Annotated in this window: 12 protein-coding genes and 1 other RNA gene; 7 read left to right on the top strand and 6 right to left on the bottom strand. The window is 68.6% G+C overall.

Translation table 11 applies throughout. The features are described from left to right. Positions 1-10 precede the first annotated feature (10 nt). Positions 11-1078: a heat-inducible transcriptional repressor HrcA gene (hrcA, locus tag ACTJI4_RS07330; protein ID WP_392916720.1), complete on the bottom strand. Its 1068-nt coding sequence runs from the start codon at positions 1076-1078 to the stop codon at positions 11-13. A gap of 92 nt (positions 1079-1170) precedes the next feature. Between hrcA and recN the strand changes: the two genes are divergently transcribed. Then, positions 1171-2835, top strand: a complete 1665-nt coding sequence (gene recN / locus ACTJI4_RS07325) for a DNA repair protein RecN (protein ID WP_440868907.1) — start codon at positions 1171-1173, stop codon at positions 2833-2835. Positions 2836-2867: 32 nt separating this feature from the next. Here the strand turns inward: recN and ACTJI4_RS07320 are convergent, their stop codons facing one another. After that, on the bottom strand, positions 2868-3785 hold the full coding sequence (locus tag ACTJI4_RS07320) for a LysR family transcriptional regulator (protein WP_440868906.1): 918 nt from the start codon (positions 3783-3785) through the stop codon (positions 2868-2870). A gap of 97 nt (positions 3786-3882) precedes the next feature. Here ACTJI4_RS07320 and ACTJI4_RS07315 point away from each other — a divergent pair, with 97 nt between their 5' ends. Beyond that, complete coding sequence (locus tag ACTJI4_RS07315) at positions 3883-5124, top strand: SGNH/GDSL hydrolase family protein (RefSeq protein ID WP_440868905.1); 1242 nt, start codon at positions 3883-3885, stop codon at positions 5122-5124. A gap of 108 nt (positions 5125-5232) precedes the next feature. Here the strand turns inward: ACTJI4_RS07315 and fur are convergent, their stop codons facing one another. After that, the gene (gene fur, locus ACTJI4_RS07310; protein ID WP_068851145.1) at positions 5233-5649 is read right to left on the bottom strand and encodes a ferric iron uptake transcriptional regulator; all 417 of its coding nucleotides are present in this window, start codon (positions 5647-5649) and stop codon (positions 5233-5235) included. Positions 5650-5753: 104 nt separating this feature from the next. On the opposite strand from fur, the gene ACTJI4_RS07305 reads away from it, so the two are divergent. Then, on the top strand, positions 5754-6149 hold the full coding sequence (locus ACTJI4_RS07305) for an outer membrane protein assembly factor BamE (RefSeq protein WP_392916707.1): 396 nt from the start codon (positions 5754-5756) through the stop codon (positions 6147-6149). A 51-nt stretch (positions 6150-6200) separates the two neighbouring features. Here ACTJI4_RS07305 and ACTJI4_RS07300 read toward each other — a convergent pair whose 3' ends face one another. Further along, positions 6201-6458, bottom strand: coding sequence for an RnfH family protein (locus ACTJI4_RS07300; protein WP_440868904.1), 258 nt, complete (start codon positions 6456-6458; stop codon positions 6201-6203). Positions 6459-6461: 3 nt separating this feature from the next. Continuing rightward, entirely contained in the window at positions 6462-6890 is a 429-nt protein-coding gene (locus ACTJI4_RS07295) for a type II toxin-antitoxin system RatA family toxin (RefSeq protein ID WP_440868903.1), read from the bottom strand. A gap of 56 nt (positions 6891-6946) precedes the next feature. On the opposite strand from ACTJI4_RS07295, the gene smpB reads away from it, so the two are divergent. From smpB to ssrA, 3 genes are all read left to right on the top strand, one after another. Next, positions 6947-7450 carry an SsrA-binding protein SmpB gene (gene smpB, locus ACTJI4_RS07290; protein WP_068851133.1) on the top strand — a complete coding sequence of 168 codons (504 nt, stop codon included), beginning with the start codon at positions 6947-6949 and terminating at the stop codon, positions 7448-7450. An 85-nt stretch (positions 7451-7535) separates the two neighbouring features. Next, positions 7536-7892, top strand: a complete 357-nt coding sequence (locus ACTJI4_RS07285; protein WP_392916698.1) for a hypothetical protein — start codon at positions 7536-7538, stop codon at positions 7890-7892. Positions 7893-8002: 110 nt separating this feature from the next. Continuing rightward, positions 8003-8395, top strand: a transfer-messenger RNA (tmRNA) gene (ssrA, locus tag ACTJI4_RS07280). Positions 8396-8468: 73 nt separating this feature from the next. Here ssrA and ACTJI4_RS07275 read toward each other — a convergent pair. Next, positions 8469-8780 (bottom strand): hypothetical protein, encoded by a 312-nt coding sequence (locus ACTJI4_RS07275; protein ID WP_392916695.1) that lies wholly within the window; start codon positions 8778-8780, stop codon positions 8469-8471. Between the two features lie 387 nt (positions 8781-9167). Here ACTJI4_RS07275 and ACTJI4_RS07270 point away from each other — a divergent pair, with 387 nt between their 5' ends. Then, positions 9168-16751, top strand: coding sequence for a deaminase domain-containing protein (locus tag ACTJI4_RS07270; protein WP_440868902.1), 7584 nt, complete (start codon positions 9168-9170; stop codon positions 16749-16751). Positions 16752-16780 lie beyond the last annotated feature (29 nt).

Genomic DNA, 16780 nt, shown 5'->3' with positions numbered 1-16780 from the left:
CAGGGCGGCTTCAGGTGCGATTACGGGACAATCCGGCACCGGCCGGGGCATCCAACGCCGCGCCGAGTACCTGGGCGGTGGCTTCCACCAGTGGAATCATGCGGTCGTAGGCCATCCGTTTCGGCCCGATCACCCCCAGCACCCCCAGCACCTGGCCACCGGCCGAGTACGGGGCGGTGACCAGCGAGACGTTCTCCAGCGGCATCACCCCGGTTTCCTCGCCGATGAAGATGCGCACCCCGGGGGCCTGGATGGTGCGCTCCAGCAACTGCAGGATCTCGCGCTTGCTGGCGAACAGGTCGAACAGTTCGCGCAGGCGGTCCAGGTCGGACAGGTCCTGCACCCCCATCAACCGGGTCTGCCCGGCCAGCACCATGTCATCGGCCGGCGGCGCCATCGCCTGTTCGGCCAGTTCCACGCTATGCGCCAGCAGCTGCTCCATCTCCGTGCGCGCCTGGCGCAGTTCGACCAGCAGGGTGGCGCGGATCTCGGCCAGCGGGCGCCCAGCGCAGTGCGCGTTGAGGTAGTTGGCCACCTTCTCCAGCTCGGCCGGCTCCCAACTGCGCCTGGGTTCGATCACCCGGTTCTGCACCTCGTTGTCGGCGAACACCAGGATGGCCAGCACCCGGCGCGCATCCAGCGCCACGAAATCGATGTGGCGGAAGGCGAACTGCTCGCGCCGCGGCGCGCCCACCACGCCGACGAAATGGCTCATTGCCGAGAGCAGCTCCGAGGCACTGCCAAGCAGGGCCTGGGTGCCCGCACCGCTGGACAGCTCGCTGCGCAGGCGGTTGAGCTCGTTTTCGCCGGGCGGCTGCATCTTCACCAGGCTGTCGACGAAGACCCGGTAGCCGTGCGCGGTGGGCACCCGCCCGGCCGAGACATGCGCTGAGCTGAGCAGGCCCAGGTCTTCCAGATCGCCCAGGATGTTGCGGATGGTGGCCGGGCTGACATCCAGCCCGGCCAACCGCGCCAGGGTCTGCGAGCCAACCGGTTCACCGTCCTGGATGTGGCGCGCGATCAGCGTCCGCAGCAGGTGGCGGGTGCGCGGCGCGAGATGGGGCGCGGAGGGGTGCATGGAATCAACCTGTGAGACGCGACATTGGATAATGGCAGGAACACTGCCTGCCCCACCCATGCTAGCGTTGCGCGGCTCAAGAACCCAATACCATGCTCAGACATCTATCGATCAAGGATTTTGCCGTTGTCCGCGCCACCGAACTGGAGTTCGGCGCAGGCATGACCGTGGTTTCCGGCGAGACCGGCGCAGGCAAGTCGCTGATGGTCGACGCCCTGGGCTTCCTGTCCGGGCTGCGCGCCGACAGCGGCGTGGTCCGCCACGGCGCGGCGCGTGCCGAACTGTCGGCTGAGTTCGCGCCCGGTGAAGAGGCCCCGGCCCGGCAATGGCTGCGCGACAACGAGCTGGATGACGAGGACCAGTGCCAGCTGCGCCGGATCATCCGCGCCGATGGCGGCTCGCGCGCCTGGATCAATGGGCGCCCGGTGACCCTGTCCCAGCTCACCGAACTGGCCGGCATGCTGGTCGAGATCCACGGGCAGCACGAACAGCAGGCGCTGCTGGCGCGGCCGTCGCAGCTGGCGTTGCTCGACGCATTCGCCCGCAACGAGGCCGAGCGCGGCCAGGTCCGTCAGGCGGCTGCGCGTTGGCAGGCACTGGTGGAGGAAGCGGAGTCGCTGTCGCGGCAGGGCGATGTCAGCGATCGCATCGGCTTCCTGGAACACCAGCTGGGTGAGCTGCAGCGGGAAGACCTGGAGCCGGCTTCGATTGCCGCACTGGGCAGCAGCCACCGCCGGCAGGCCCACGCCGGCGCGTTGCTCAGCGCCTGCGACGTGGCGGCGGCCCGCCTTAATGGCGACGATGAGGTGTCGGTGCTGCAGCTGCTGCAGCAGACCCGGCACGACCTGACCCGCGTGGCCGAACACGACGCCCGCCTCGGTGAGGTGGACGCGCTGCTGGACAGCGCGATCATCCAGCTGCATGAAGCGCTCGCCCTGCTCGACCGGGTCCACGACGATCTGGATGCCGACCCGGAGCAGTTCGAGGACATCGAACGCCGTCTGGGCCGACTGCACGACCTGGCGCGCAAGCACCGCGTGCCGATGGAAGGCCTGGGTGACCACCGCGATGCGATGGAAGCCGAGGTGGAGCAGCTGCGCGGTGCCGATGCGCGCCTGCAGGCGCTGGCCGGCGAGATCGACCGCGCGGCCGCACAGTGGCAGGCGGTGGCCGCCACGCTCAGCGCCAGCCGTGCCACTGCGGCCAAGGCGCTGTCGGAAACCACCACTACGCTGATCGGCGAGCTGGGCATGGGAGGGGGCCAGTTCCTGATCGAGATCGAGCCGCACGCGGCCGCCAGACCGGACCCGAACGGCGCCGAACGCGTTGAATTCCTGGTGGCGGCCAACGCCGGCCAGCCGCCGCGCGCCCTGCGCAAGGTAGCCTCTGGCGGCGAACTCTCGCGCATTTCGCTGGCCATTGAAGTAGCCGCACTGGACCTGGATGCGGTACCGACCATGGTGTTCGACGAAGTCGATTCCGGCATCGGCGGCGCGGTGGCCGATATCGTCGGCCAGAAGCTGCGTGCGCTGGGCGAGAAGCGGCAAGTGTTGTGCGTCACCCACCTGCCGCAGGTCGCCTCCAAGGGCCACGCCCATTATCGGGTCAGCAAGGCACCGGTGGAGGGCATGACCCAGAGCGCGGTGGAAAAGCTGGATGCCAAGGCCCGCGAAGAAGAGCTGGCGCGCATGCTCGGCGGGGTGGAGGTGAGCAGGGAAGCCCGCGCGGCGGCGCGGAAACTCCTGCAGGAAACCTGAAGGCCGTACCCACCAACGGTGGGTACCCACCGTCAGATCAGCGGTCTGCGCAGATCTACGTGTTCCACCAGGAAATCCAGCAACGCACGCACCCGCAAGGGCAGATACCCCCCCTGCCCCACGAACACGGCGTGGACGTCTTCCAGATCACCGGGGTTGGCCTGCTCCAGCACCGGCAGCAGCCGGCCGGCGGCGATATCGGCCTGCACCTGGAACGCTGCCAGCCGCGCGATACCTGCGCCGCCCAGCACCAGCCGCCGCAACGCCTCGCCATCGCTGGCACGTGCGTTGCCGCCGGTCGGCACCCTCTGTACCTGCCCCTGTTCGCGCAATGGCCAGCCGGTCTGCGCACGTGGGTGACCGATATCCAGCCGGTTGTGCGCCAGCAGCGCCGCCGCATCGCCCGGCAAGCCGTGCCGTGCCGCGTACGCAGGCGCCGCCACGATCATCATCCGGGTACTGCCCAGCCGCCGCGCAACCAGGCTGGAGCTCTTCAGGGGGCCGGCCCGTACCGCCACATCGGTGCGCTGCTCGAGCAGGTCGATTACCTCATCGGTCACTACCAGATCCACCCCCACCTGCGGGTGCCGATCCAGGAAGGCCGGCAGCAGCGGCAGCAGGAAGTGATGGGCAAATGGCACGTTGCTGTTCACCCGCAGCCGTCCCCGCGGCTCGGCGTGGGCGCTGGCGCAGCGTTCGGCTTCGTCCAGGTCGGCCAGCACGCGCAGGCCACGCTCGTAGAAGGCGCAGCCCTCCGGGGTCAGCTGCAACTGGCGGGTGGAGCGCTGCAACAGGCGCGTGCCCAGCCGTTGTTCCAGCCGCGCCACCAGCTTGCTGACCGCCGAAGGCGTCATGTCCAGCGCGCGGGCCGCCGCCGAAAAGCTGCCGGCCTCGATCACCCGCACGAAGATCTCCAGCTGGCCGGAACGATTGATGTCGGGCGCCGGCATTGGATGAATCCAGTTCACAGATGATTGTCCGCAGGCAGTCTAGTTCACAGATCGACCGCCGCGCACCATGGCCGTCCTCTTCCACGGGATGGACCGCATGCTTTCCTTGATCCGCCTGGCCGCCGGCGCACTGCTTACGGCGTCAGCCAGCACCTCCCCCTCCATCGCCGTTGCCGCAGCCCGGCCCGGGCCGTCGCACTGGGTCGCCACCTGGCAGGCCAGCCCCCAGCGGGTCTGGGGCGCGGGGTTCCTGTTTCCGACCGGCATCCCGGACGTCCTGCGCAACCAGACGTTCCGCCAGACCGCCCGGATCAGCCTGGGCGGGCTGCAGCTGCGCGTCCGCTTCAGCAACGCATACGGCACCGCGCCGGTGCGGATCGGCGCGGCCAGCGTCGCGGGCAGCGCCGGGGCGCCGCCGGTGGCGCTGTCCTTTGACGGCCAGCCGGGCGCGGCGATCCCGCCCGGCCAGGACCGCGTGAGCGACCCGCTTGCCCTACCCACCCGCGACCTGCAGGCCATACAGGTCGATGTGTACGTACCCGCCGCCACACGCCTCCAGACCTTCCACTGGGACGGGCGCCAGACCAGTGCGATTGCCCCGGGCAACCAGACCGGCAACGCTGCGTTGGCCGACAGCACGCCTACCACCGCGCGGCTGTTCATGACCGGGATCGAGGTCGAGGCCCCGGCGGCGGCGCGCAGCGTGGTGGTGATCGGCGATTCGATCACCGACGGGGCCACCGCCAGCCTCGACCACGACCAGCGCTGGACCGACCACCTGGCCGCCCGGCTGGCTCCGCAGGGCATGGCGGTGGTCAACGCCGGCATTTCGGGCGGGCGACTGCTGCGCGATGGCATGGGCGAATCCGCCCTGTCCCGTTTCCAGCGCGATGTGCTGGAACAGCCGGGCGTGGCCAGCGTCGTGGTGCTGGTCGGCATCAATGACATCAGCTGGCCGGGCACCGCCTTCGCCCGCGACCAGGCGCGGCCAACGCTGGCAGAACTCCAGGCCGGCTACCGCCAGTTGATCGAGCGCGCGCATGCCCACGGCGTGCGGATCATCGGCGCCACCCTGACCCCGTTTGCCGGTGCGCTGCCCGGCACCCCGCTGGACGACTATCACGCCCCGGCAAAGGACAAGCTGCGCCAGCAACTCAATGCCTGGCTGCGCAGGGAGGCCCCGTTCGATGCCGTGGTTGACCTGGACCGCGCCCTGCGCGATCCGACCGATCACACCCGGCTGGCACCCGCCTACGACTCCGGCGACCACCTGCACCCTGGCGATGCCGGCAACCGGGCGATGGCCGAGGCGGTGGACCTGGCGGTGTTCGGGGAATGAAAAACCCGGGCTTGGCCCGGGTTCTTCTGGAGGCTGGTCGACCGATGATGGATTCTTTCAAAGGTCTACCGACCAACGGTCGGTAGCTACCGCGCAAGTAACCTGCGGTTACTTGCGCTTTTTGCGCACGTAGAGCACCAGCGAGTGCTCTTCCAGTTCGTAGCCGTGGTCGGCGGCGATCTTGCGCTGAAGTTCTTCGATCTCGTGGCTTTCGAACTCGATGATCTTGCCCGAGTCGACGTCGACCATGTGGTCGTGGTGGCCGCCCCGGTCCAGTTCGTACACGGCCTGGCCGCCTTCGAAGTTGTGCTTCAGCACCAGGCCGGCGGCCTCGAACTGGGTCAGCACGCGGTATACCGTCGCCAGGCCGATTTCGTCACCATGCTCCAGAAGCTGGCGGTAGATGTCTTCGGCGGTCATGTGATGCTGGTGCTTCTGGGCGTCGCGCTGCTCGAGCAGGGCAAGGATCCGCATACGCGGATGGGTCACCTTCAGGCCAACTTTGCGCAGGTCGTGGGTTTCCATAGGTCTCCGTTCATTGGCGATTTAGCGCCAGCTGCCTCGGATTGGGTCGCGGCGACACGTTCGGAGTGTATCATCGACTGGATTTCCCCAAACGCCATTCCCCGATGCGCAATCTCCTGCTGGTCGCCGCCGTTGCCCTGTCCACCACGGGCTGCGGCATCATCTATAAGCAACCCATCTATCAGGGCAACCTGATCCGGGAGCAGGCCGTCGGTCAGCTGCAGGTGGGCCAGAGCAAGCAGCAGGTCAACGCGCTGCTCGGCACCCCCTCCATCGACGATCCCTTCCATGCCCAACGCTGGGATTACACCGCCAGCCAGCGGCTGGACCGCCTCGGCCGCACCGAAGTGAAGAACTTCGTGGTCTTCTTCGAAGGCGACCAGGTCACCCGCTGGGAAGGGGATTACTTCCCCAACAATGACGCCCAGCTGGCCAAGGATCAGGTGCGCCAGTTCGGCCGCAACCTGGCCAAGGACAAGAAGAAGCAGCGCGGGCGGTAAGCCCGGGCATCGCCTGGCAGTGGATTGACCGGGTAGCCGGCGACGCGTACCTCAGCGCGCGCGAGCCCGCCTGCGCCGGTTGTCCTTTGGATCCACCTGCAGGGGCCGCAGCAGTTCCACCCGGTCCCCGTCGTGGAGCACCTGGCCGGCCTTGGCCAGCAGCCCATGCACGGCCACGGCCGGGCAGCCTTCGTGTCCGTTGATCGCCGCGGCAGCAATGGCGTCGGCCACGGTGGCGCCTTCGGCCAGCTGCAGCGTTCGCGACTCGGCCCGGTCAGGCCAGGCCAACACCACTTCCACGCGGATCACGGCTCAGTCCTGTTCGTCGGCGACGCGGACGAAGTCGGTGACCATGCGGTCGGCCAGGCCCTGGAAGCCCAGCGCCAGGGCCGGCCCCAGCAGGCGCGAGTTCGGTTCGAACTCCAAGGTGAGGCTGACCTTGCAGGCGTCCTCGGCAAGGGCATGGAACTCCCAACGGCCATGCAGCCGCTTGAACGGGCCATCGCGCAGCTGCATGTCGATGTGGTGCGGGCGCTGCAGGGTATTTTCGGTCATGAACCAAGTTGAAAACGACCCCAACCCCAGGTCCAGCCGCGCTACCAGCCGGTCCGGGGCCGATTCCAGGATCTGCGCGGCCGAGCACCACCGGAAGCGGCGCGGGTAGGCATCAATATCATTGACCAGGTCGAACATGCGGGCAGCCGAATGTTCAACCAGGGCACTACGTCGGAAAGTTGGCATGCGAAGGCTTGGCTGGCGAATCGACCAAGGAGGCCCGAATCGGAGACAATACGGAAATGAGCAAGAACAGCGGCAAGGATAAAGCAAAGAACGCGACGGCCAACAAAACCATCGCGCTCAACAAGCGTGCCCGCCACGAATACACCCTCGAAGACCGTTTCGAGGCTGGCCTGGCCCTGCAGGGGTGGGAAGTGAAATCGATCCGTGCCGGGCGCGGCAACATCATCGACGCCTACGCCTACGTCAAAAGCGGCGAAATCTTCCTGATCGGCGCGCAGATCACCCCGTTGATCCAGGCCTCCACCCACGTGGTGGCCAACGACCGCCGCGAGCGCAAGCTGCTGCTCCACCGCAGCGAGATCGACAAGCTGGTCGGCAAGGTTGAACGTGACGGCTACACCATCGTCCCCACGGCGATGTACTGGAGCAAGAACAAGATCAAGCTGGAAGTGGCGCTGGCCAAGGGCAAGCAGACCCACGACAAGCGCGACGCTGAAAAAGACCGCGACTGGGCCCGCGAGAAGCAGCGCACCATGCGCCGCCACAACCGCGACGCCTGACGCGGTCCGCGCGACCCTCTTCCCATATCCGTAGAGCCGGGCCCAGCCCGGCTGCCCTACCCGCCCCAACTGTCCGGAGCACCGCGTGACCCAGGAAATCCCCCAGGAGACCGCCCCGAGCGCGGACCCCATCGCCACGCTCCAGGCCGACGTCGCCGCCTACGAGGCCATCTTCGCCGAGCTGGCCCGCGCCATGGACCCGGCCGCCCTGCTCAAGGTGCTGACCTACACCCTGCGCAACGCCAAGCGCGTGGCCTCTGAGAACCAGAGCTACGACTCGCTCGAGCACCGCCGCCTGGTCGCCCGGATCGAGGCCCTGATGGCCCGGGCCGAGCCCGAAGCGCGCAAGCAGGCCATGACCCAGCGCAACGCCCAGAACCACGACCGCAAGGTCCGGGCCAAGCACCAGGCCGACAGCAAGCGCCAGCGCGAAGGCAGGTAGTACCCGACAGGGCCATGACGCTTTCAGGTGACTGTTCAGCCGAAGTGGAGTAGCATCGGCCCCGTCAAGTAGCGTCTGGTCGTAGACGGCTTGCAGTTCTTGAAGAAGCCGGGGGTGCATTGGTTTCGACGGGGGTTGTGAAGTTACTTGGTGCATGCCGAGGGGGCAGCTTTCCTCGTTAATCCAGCAGCAAACTTCTAGTTGCCAACGACGACAACTACGCTCCGGTCGCTCTCGCAGCCTAAAAGCTGTTTGAGTTACCTTCTGCCGACTTAGGCGGAGCCCCGAACCCACTTGTGTCCATGCTCGTCGGTGTAGGGTCATTATCATGGAATCGGTTGTGATGGCTGCCTGTCAGTCATGACCTAACCCAAAGCAGGCTGATCCTGGAGTGCGTTTCGCACACCGTACTGCTCCAGGACGACACCAAACGGTGAGCTAAGCATGTAGAACCGGGGATGGAGTGCCTTCGGACGGCGGTTCAATTCCGCCCACCTCCACCAATGCGGGGTCTGCCAGGACCCTGGAAAGCCGAGAGATCCCCGTCAAACGGGACTCTCGGCTTTTTTATTGACCTCAGGGCAGCGTGAACTTCCGCGCCATGCGGGTCGGCCACACCGAGGTGAACTGCGCACCGCCGACCAGCCGGTAGGCGGCCGACACGCTGTGCAGGACGCCCAGCCGTTCCAGCACGTCCTTGGCACGGCGGAACGCCGGGCGCGGGTCGGCCGTGAACATGAAGAGGTTGATCTCCTTGGCGCTGAGGTCGTAGCCGTCGAGCTTGGCTGCGCTGCCCAGGGCCGCGCCCAGCTCGGCCTCCAGCGTGGCCAGGAAGGCTTCATCATCCAGCGACTTTCTCCAGAATTTGATGATCAGCTGGTATTCCATGCGGCGGGCCCGGGGTTGGCGATGGGGGACTGCCCAGAGTACCCCGTTCCGGCGTCCGGGTATTGCTGCCGGACAATGGCGAGCGCGGGCGCACAGGCCGCAACAATTCCGATTCCGACAGCGCACAGCACACGCAGGGGGCTGACGGCGGCCTCGCGGAATCGTGCGCCCTGCAACGATGTTGAAGCACGGCTCGTCGGGTCTGGTCAGGGTTGATTGATGTAGTGGACTGCAGCAGCAGGCCGCCGTGGGTAGGATCGGCGCCCTTCCGCGCCCTGCGCCTGCCGCGACGCCCTGCCCGTGCCGACGATGTCCTGCTTCTCCGCCCTCCCCGCCCCTTCACGTACCGTGGCGCGCGTGCCTGCCATCGCGTCGCCGCCGACGCGCATGCCCCGCCCCATGCAGGTGTGCAACCGGGCGCAGACGGGAGTGGTAATCACGTTGCCGCTGCGTGGGGTGCCCCGCGCGCACCTGGACGCGCTTGCCGACCGCCTGGCGGCCGAGCCGATCGACACCACGCTGTTGCACGCACTCATCGCGGGTGGATTGCCGGGCACGCCAACCGGTGATGCGATGGCCGAGTGGCTTGCAGAGCGCTGCGTCCTGCCCGCATGCGTCGAGGGAGAGGCGCTGGCATGGCGCTGTGTGCTGCTGCATGCGCTGCGGCTGCCGGCTGCCCACTGGGAGGTTGAATGCATCACCGCACGCTCGCACCTGACCGCAGCCACCGCCGCTGCCGACCCGCTGCTGCAACGACTGCGCGATGCGCTGTATCGCCCCATGCACGTCGCGCCCGCGCCGTGGCGGGCGCTGCTGATCGAGCGCCGCCACCAGAACACGCAGGCAGACGCGCGCGCGGTGGCACTGGAACTTCAGAAGGGACAGCTCGGCGGCAAGTCTGATCCTGCGCGCTGGAGCTGGGCATTGACCCAGCTTCGGGAGCTGGCCCCGGAAGCTTCGCCACGGACGCTGCAACGGGCGCTCCGGCGCGTGCGGCAGCAGCGTGATGCTGGCCTGGTCGAGCCGCGCGCGGGCCTGCCGCAGGTGTTCGAATCGCTGGATGCGTCTGCGATCGCCGCAGTCCACGCGCGCCTGGCTGCGCTTCACGGCGGTCCCGCCGATGACGGCAGGACGGCGTCCTTGGGCGTCCCCACGCCTGCCTTGGCAGCCAGGTTGCTGGCGGTAGCCCACCAGGCCAGCATCGAGCATGTCGCCGCTGCGCCGCCGCTGGGTGGCTACGGCACCGTCGCCCAGGTGCTGGTCAGCATGCTGAGCATGCCATGGCAGTTGCCGCAGATCGTGGGAGCCGGCTCCGATCTGATCTTCGCCGGCGCGGTGGGCGCGCGCCTGCTGGGCTACAGCGCACTGCCTGCACCCGAGACGGTTGCCAACATCGCGCAGCCGCACGCCTTGGATGCGGCGTGGATGAGCACGCTGACGGCCGTGGCCTGCACACCGGCTGCCGGAACCGCGCCCCCCCTGCAGGGAAGCGACGCGCTGCTCGGTCGGCAACGGCCCGGAACCGCGCTGGCACAGCCGGGCCAGTGCTGGGAGGAAACGCGCACTGTGCCGGGAATGCTGCGCGAACAGGCCGCAGCGATGGGAAACCTGCTGGCCCGTCTGGGAGCCCCTGCGGCGACGTCGACGTCCGCCTTCATGCCTACCGCAGGCCCCGCCGCTGACGGTGCCACCGGGCGCCCGCGGCGGGTCTCGCGGCGGCCGCATCACCCCGCCACCGCGCCGCGGGCACTGGCCGGTGCACTCACCGACAGTGGGATACCCGCGCAGATCATGCCGACCACCGCCGCGCCGGTCGGAGGCGCGGCCGCACAGGAAATGGTGCAGGTGCAGGTACAGGGCGTGCTGCCGCTGGGCGTGCTGGCGCCGTTGATCAACGGCATTCCCCCGCACGCCTGGTGGAGCGTGCTGGATTGGCAGGTACCCCACACGCCGGCCGGCCTGCACGCCGCCGTGACCGACGCCTTCGCGCAGGCCGGGATCGCGCTGCAGCAACGTACGCCAACGCCGGCCCAGCTGGCGGCATTTTTCGACGCCGCTCCAGTGCGTGAATGGTACGCAGCACTGCAGGCCCTCGCGCTGCTGCACGACGGCGGCCGGCATGCCCTTGCCAATGGCGGCCATACTGCACGCGCCTACGCCTTCACCCGCATGCTGGAAGTGCTGACCCATGGCCAGCACGACGACGCCGAATCCAGCGCGCTGCATGGACTGGCACGCCTGGGAGGCGCCGCCTGCCGTTACCTCCTGGAACAGGACGATGTGCCGCTGGAGGCGGCACACGCGCACTTCGATGCCCTGGCCTGGCAGACCGATACCGTCGCCGCACGTCTGGCAGCGCCGCTGACCGGGCCGCAGGTAGCAGCTCACCGCGCACGCATGCGCCAGTCCTACGGCATGCCGCTGGCCCATCCCCACGACGCGGCCCGGACGCGGCGCTGGCTGGTCGAGGCCGCACCGCCACTGCTCGATGCGACCGGATTCGAGACGTTGGACCCGGCCGACGGGTTGCTGGCCGACCTGCTGGTTGCGCTGCGCGACACGGTCGATCCCCTGCGGTTCGGCGAAGGGTGGGAGTGGCGCGGGAACGCCCCCCGCGCGGCCGACTGGCGTGACCACTTTGAGCGCCGCGCGGCAACGGCGGGCACGCACTGGGCCACCGAGCTGGGCGCGCTGTTCCACCACGTCGCCGCATCATTGGCGCGATACGACGACCTGGAGCCGGTGCTGCCGTCCGTGATCGACCCGCGCCGCAACGATCTGCGCGTGCTGACCCGCGCCTTGATCGCGCCAGTCGTGCAGCTGTATGCGGGACTGGACCTGCCGATGGACGATGCCGACCCTTGGTATGGCACGGCGTATGCAACCTGTGCCGCGTTTTTCGACTGGGTGGGCGACACGCGGTCATCCCCCGCGCTCGCGCTGCTGGCGACCATGGACCTGGGCAGCAATTCCCTGCCGCTGCGCCGGCTGCTGCCGCCGCTGAGCATCGCCCAACCGCTGCCTGTTGCGGTGCTGCGCCATCTGCTGGGCAGCGAGCACTACCCGGCAACCGCACAGGATCAGGAACGGGCCCTGCTCAGGCTGATGCGCGGCGATGACAGTCGCCGTCTGATCGGGCGGACGCTGGGCGTCACGGACGAAGCAGTCACCCCCGAGCTTGCGCACGCGTTCTACCGCAGGTTGATCGGGGTCAGTGGCGGCGACGCGGGTGACGCGTGGCGTGCTGCGTTCGAACGCGGTTCCACCTGGCACCTGTCACCGGCCGAATGGCTGTCCCTGCAACCGACCCGCGCGCTGGCTGCGCTATGGCGCGGGCCGGGTGCCAGCAACAGCCGGCAGGGCCTGGTTGACGTGGTGAACGCCGCCAGTGCCTCCGTCGTCGAAACGCGCCAGGCGCAGGGTGTGCCGACGGTGTGGACGCGGGTCATGGAAGGGGCTTCCGCGCTGGATGCCTGGTGCAGCGGCGACGATGCACGCCACACGGTGTGGCGCCATCTGCTTCGACCCCTTCCCGGGGGCAACGCGCCCTTGCGACTGGATCACACTGCACCGCTGACGGCGGCCACGTGTGCCGCCCTCCTGGCCGCATCGGCGCAGGCGCAGCTTGCGCTGCCCGAGGCCCTGCCGGCGTGGCCGCTCCGCCCCCCCGCAGACGATGGCGCACCGGTATTGTCATTGGCGATCGCGCTGCGCGCGCGCTACCCGGCACTGTCCTCCGACGAGGCGATCGCCTTCAGTACCGCGCTGCTGCCGCGCGCGGCGCCCCGGCAGCACCCGCCATTGGAGTTCCCGCTGCTGGCAGCCCAGCGTGACGTGCCCAGGCCGCAGCATGCGGAGGACGCCGCGCTTCCGGAATATGCGCTGCGCGACACAACGACGGTCACCCCCGATGCAGGTCAGCTCGGCGCGGCCCACCTGCCCGCACTCGATGTCCTGCTCGATGGCTTCGGGCTGTCGCTGTTGCACCCGCGCAATGGAGCCGACAGCGATGCGGCACCGCTGGCCGCCGTCGATGCCTGGGAGCTGATGAGCCGCACCCGCCAGTTCGCCGAGTTCTGCCGGCCGCTGCTGGCCGCGGCGGGCTGGTACGGGGGCAGTGATGATCACGCCGCCTCGGTCCGCGGCGCGCAGACGCTGCTCGCGCGGCTGATGCTGGAACGCTACGTCGGCCGTGCGCGGATCGACGCGCTGCGCGAGCGTTTTGCATCACCCGACGTGGTCGATGTGCCGTTCACCGTCCTGGCCGACGAGGTGCGCGCAGCGGTCGCGCACGGCAACGCCAACGCCTCGCCCGCTGCACTGGGGGTGCTGTTCTGGCTGCTGGCCAGCGAACTGCAGCAGCCCGCCCTGCTGGTCCGCGGAATTCCCGATGACCTGAGCTTTGCGCGTACCCCCCTGAGCGTATCGCTGCGCCACGCGGCCACCTTCCTCGACGCCATGCAGCCCGGTGCCTGCAGCCGGGTGGACTTCGATACGTTGGCCGCGCTGCCGGCGCAGCTGGCGCTGCCCCCCCGCGTCGCCGGCGAGCACGATGATCTGCACGACGCCTGGGCACGCACCCTCGTGCCCGCGGCCATCGCCTATGCGAGCGCGCACGGGGCGATCCCCCGCACCACCCGCCTGGACCAGGTGAGCGCGCAGCAGATCAGCGACGCGCTCACGTTCCTCCACACCCGGCAGGGCCAGCACGCACTGCATCTGGAGCAGGTGCGCAGCCCTGCGCCGCGGCGCATGGATGTCGCCGCGCAGACCCTGCGCGAGGCCGGGGTGGACCCGTCGCTGTGGTCGAAGCGGCCGATCGAGATCGGCCAGGACTATCTCACCCGGCACGGCATCGTGCCGTCCCGGCTGATCGCGTTCGAATCGCAGGTGGTTGCATTTGGCCAGCCGTCCGCGGTCGGCGCGATGCCCAGCGCCGATGCCGTTGTCCACGACCTCCTCACGAATGATGATCCGCTGCAGGCGCTGCTGGTGGCCGACGCCTATCGGTCCACCTCGGGCCCCAGCACGGCGGACCGCTACGCCACCGAATTCGACGCCTACCAGCGCCGCGTGGAGGCCGGGCTGGCAGGGCTGATTGTCACGGCACTGGATGGCCTGCCGTCGCGGGACCGGCAACTGCTGCAGGAGGGCACCTGCACCACGCTGCGGGTCAGCTGCGATGGCCGGGACGCCGACCAGGGCCTGCTGCTGCGCTGCGACCCGGCCGGCAGCGATGACGCGCCGGTCTACTACGAGCTGGTGCCGCAGGCGGGGCTGGCGCGACGCGCCTGGGAAGATCCCACGCTGGGGCCGCTGGTCGATTTCGAAGGTTTGGTCAGTAGTGCGATCCGCCGCAGCCGCGATGGCAACGGCCTCACGCCGTTGTCCGGGCTGACCCTGGCATCCACCGGCACGGCCATCCGCGGCAGCGATTCGCAGAAGCTGCCGGGCATCGCCAGAATGGCTGCCACCCATCTGTGGCAGCCACTGCTGAAACGCGTCCGCGACAAGGAGCTCGCCGACCTGACAGGGCTGGAGCAGCTCTGGCAACGCGAGCTTGGCATGCTCGAGCAGCTGGCCATATTCGCAATCCCCGGCTATGGCTGTGCGAAGAACCTGCTCAAAGGCGATTTCTCGGCAGGCAGCCTGGTTGGATGCGCCATGGATTCGATGATCGTGCTGCCGTTTGGCACGTTCGCCCGCACCACGACCCGCATCCTGGAAACGGCTGGCGAACAGAGCGTGAGGTCGATCGCGGCCGAGGCCGGCGGCGCCGTGCTGAAGCTGGGATTGGATCTGGTGCGTCAAGGCGGCCTCGGGACAATCGAAACCGTGGGCAAGGCCGCGCTGTGGATGGGCAGCCATGCGTGGAACAGTGCGCTGCAAGGCGGCGGCAAATGGCTGCAGCGTGCGCTGCGCAGCGGAACCGCGCTGGACGGATCGGCGCAGGCGCTGGAACGCGCCCTGGCCCATGGCGCGGCACCGGCAGGCACGCTGCATGATCTGCAGGCTGCCACCCCGGCGCTGGCCGAGGCGCGGCTGGATGACGGCCGTGCAGTCCTGATCGTCGCGCAGGACATGGCCTGGCACCGCTTCGATCTGTTTACCGGGCGTGCCTACGGGCCCGCGCTGGAGGGGTTCACGTTTGAACACGAGCTGCCGCCGATCATCCCGGCCCGGCGCAGCGAAAGCGGCCTGCAGGTGTCGGTGGGCGACACCCCGGTGCGGTTCCTGCGCCGCGGTGACACCGACTGGGACGTGCTCATGGACGGCCATCCCTACCGGCTCAATGCTGAAGGCAACGCACTGGAAGCGCGGCCCGGCGACGCATCGCCCGTCGAGCCGGGACACTGGGAGGCGTTGCCGGCCACGTGCCGGCCGCACCGTTCGCTGGAGGTCCTGCCCTGCCCTGAAGGTACGCGTCTGCGCTTCACCCCTGATGCGGCCAGGGACCTGGTTGCCGAGGCACTGCCAGCCGAGCGCCTGGAGGCGATTGCAGCGGCCACGCGCGAGTTCAGCCTGGACCTGGCGCATCAGGCACCGGACGGGAGCGGGCCCTTGCCGCTGATGGTCCACAAGGGAGCGGTCTGCTCCTGGACGCCGTCCCCATCGGACGCACCGCCACAGCTGCTGCCCATTTCGGCTGCACAGCGTGACGCGATGGGGCTGCCTGCCAGCGTTACCTATCCCGATACGCTGCACGGCACGCTCGTGGATGAACCCGACTTCGGCCTGCGGGCATCGGCGCAGGAGCCGGATCTGGCGCGCCTGCGGCAGACGCTGCCCGTGGTGGATGTCGGCGCACTGGTGCCCGGCATCGACGACGCACGCCGGCTGCGTGCGATCCGGGTCGAATCGCCGTTCCTGCGGGCGCTGTGCATCGAGCCCGATGATGGGGTGTTCTACCAGGCAGCGCTGCCGGACACCTTCGAACCAGGCACCGGACTGCAGTTCACCCGTCTGCAGCACGAGCGCGATGCGTCCGCGCTCAATGCCTATCTGCGCACATCCGAACAGTACCGGATGACCCTGCTGCGCCCGCATCTCGAGCAGGACCGGGAGAACATCGCGCGACTGGCGTACAGCTTCATACGCCCTGGCCTGAGCGGGGACCTGCTGGCGCAGTTCCCCACTTACGAAGCGTACGAGGCGTACTTCGCTGCACGCGGTCGCCCTGATGTGCTCAAGCGCTACGCTGACAGCGTGCTGACCGGAGAGCGCGAGCAGCTGGCCTTCGTCCAGATCGCGCGCCGCCGCATTCCCGACTGGAAGGCACTGGCCAGCGCACCGGAGGAAGAACGCCGCCAAGTGGCCGATGTCATCAATGCACTGCTGCCGGCCACCGGCGGCAAGGGCGGCTGGCAGCCGGTCGACGCTGCAGCGCTTGCCCTGCCGGATGCCGGCGCATCGATCATGAAACACCTCAAGGGCACCAACCTGGCATTCGCGATCATCGGCGAAAACGTCGACGGCAGCCTGCGGCAGACCATCTACTATGCGCTCTCGGGTGGAAAAAACGGCCTCAAGCTGCAGTTGCGGCCGAACCCCACGCTCGGCGACGGCACCCGTTTCATCGATGCGCGCAAGGTGATGGAGGGCAAAGCGCCGTTGCGGACCATCACCAGCCTGCCGGTAGTACGCAACCCCGGCAACCTGGAGGCGCGCCCGTTCGGCCGCGAAGTGGATTCGGAACGGCTGATCGCCAGTTGCATGGACGATCATCCGCAGGCGGTCGCGTTCAGGCTGTGGTCGCTGAGAGACACGTGCCGCTCATGCGGCGGCGTGGTGATGCAACAGATCCGTAACCGCTTCCCGCACGCCAACCCGTTCTCGGTGCGGTACTTGATGGAGTATGGATCCGGCGGCCGCGTGCCAGAGCCATTGCCTGCGGCTGCGGAGCGGCTGGAGGCCGATACCGGGCTGGTCAGCTACTTCGACCAGTGGCGGCGGGACCGCGGCCTGAGTTGAGCCACTGCCGGCGCTGTACGCCACGGCGC

The sequence above is a fragment of the Stenotrophomonas sp. 22385 genome (genome assembly GCF_052045085.1).
Classification (GTDB): Bacteria; Pseudomonadota; Gammaproteobacteria; order Xanthomonadales; family Xanthomonadaceae; genus Stenotrophomonas.
Note: the sequence above shows the minus strand (reverse complement) of the source record. Positions and strands in the feature narration are given on the sequence as shown.

Bases quoted from the DNA above. Each gene is read 5' to 3' on its own strand.
- hrcA (WP_392916720.1), bottom strand. From the start codon at position 1,078: ATGCACCCCTCCGCGCCCCATCTCGCGCCGCGCACCCGCCACCTGCTG.
- fur (WP_068851145.1), bottom strand. From the start codon at position 5,649: ATGGAAACCCACGACCTGCGCAAAGTTGGCCTGAAGGTGACCCATCCG.
- ACTJI4_RS07295 (WP_440868903.1), bottom strand. From the start codon at position 6,890: ATGCCAACTTTCCGACGTAGTGCCCTGGTTGAACATTCGGCTGCCCGC.
- smpB (WP_068851133.1), top strand. From the start codon at position 6,947: ATGAGCAAGAACAGCGGCAAGGATAAAGCAAAGAACGCGACGGCCAAC.
- ACTJI4_RS07320 (WP_440868906.1), bottom strand. From the start codon at position 3,785: ATGCCGGCGCCCGACATCAATCGTTCCGGCCAGCTGGAGATCTTCGTG.
- ACTJI4_RS07305 (WP_392916707.1), top strand. From the start codon at position 5,754: ATGCGCAATCTCCTGCTGGTCGCCGCCGTTGCCCTGTCCACCACGGGC.
- ACTJI4_RS07270 (WP_440868902.1), top strand. From the start codon at position 9,168: ATGCCCCGCCCCATGCAGGTGTGCAACCGGGCGCAGACGGGAGTGGTA.
- ACTJI4_RS07315 (WP_440868905.1), top strand. From the start codon at position 3,883: ATGCTTTCCTTGATCCGCCTGGCCGCCGGCGCACTGCTTACGGCGTCA.
- recN (WP_440868907.1), top strand. From the start codon at position 1,171: ATGCTCAGACATCTATCGATCAAGGATTTTGCCGTTGTCCGCGCCACC.
- ACTJI4_RS07275 (WP_392916695.1), bottom strand. From the start codon at position 8,780: ATGGAATACCAGCTGATCATCAAATTCTGGAGAAAGTCGCTGGATGAT.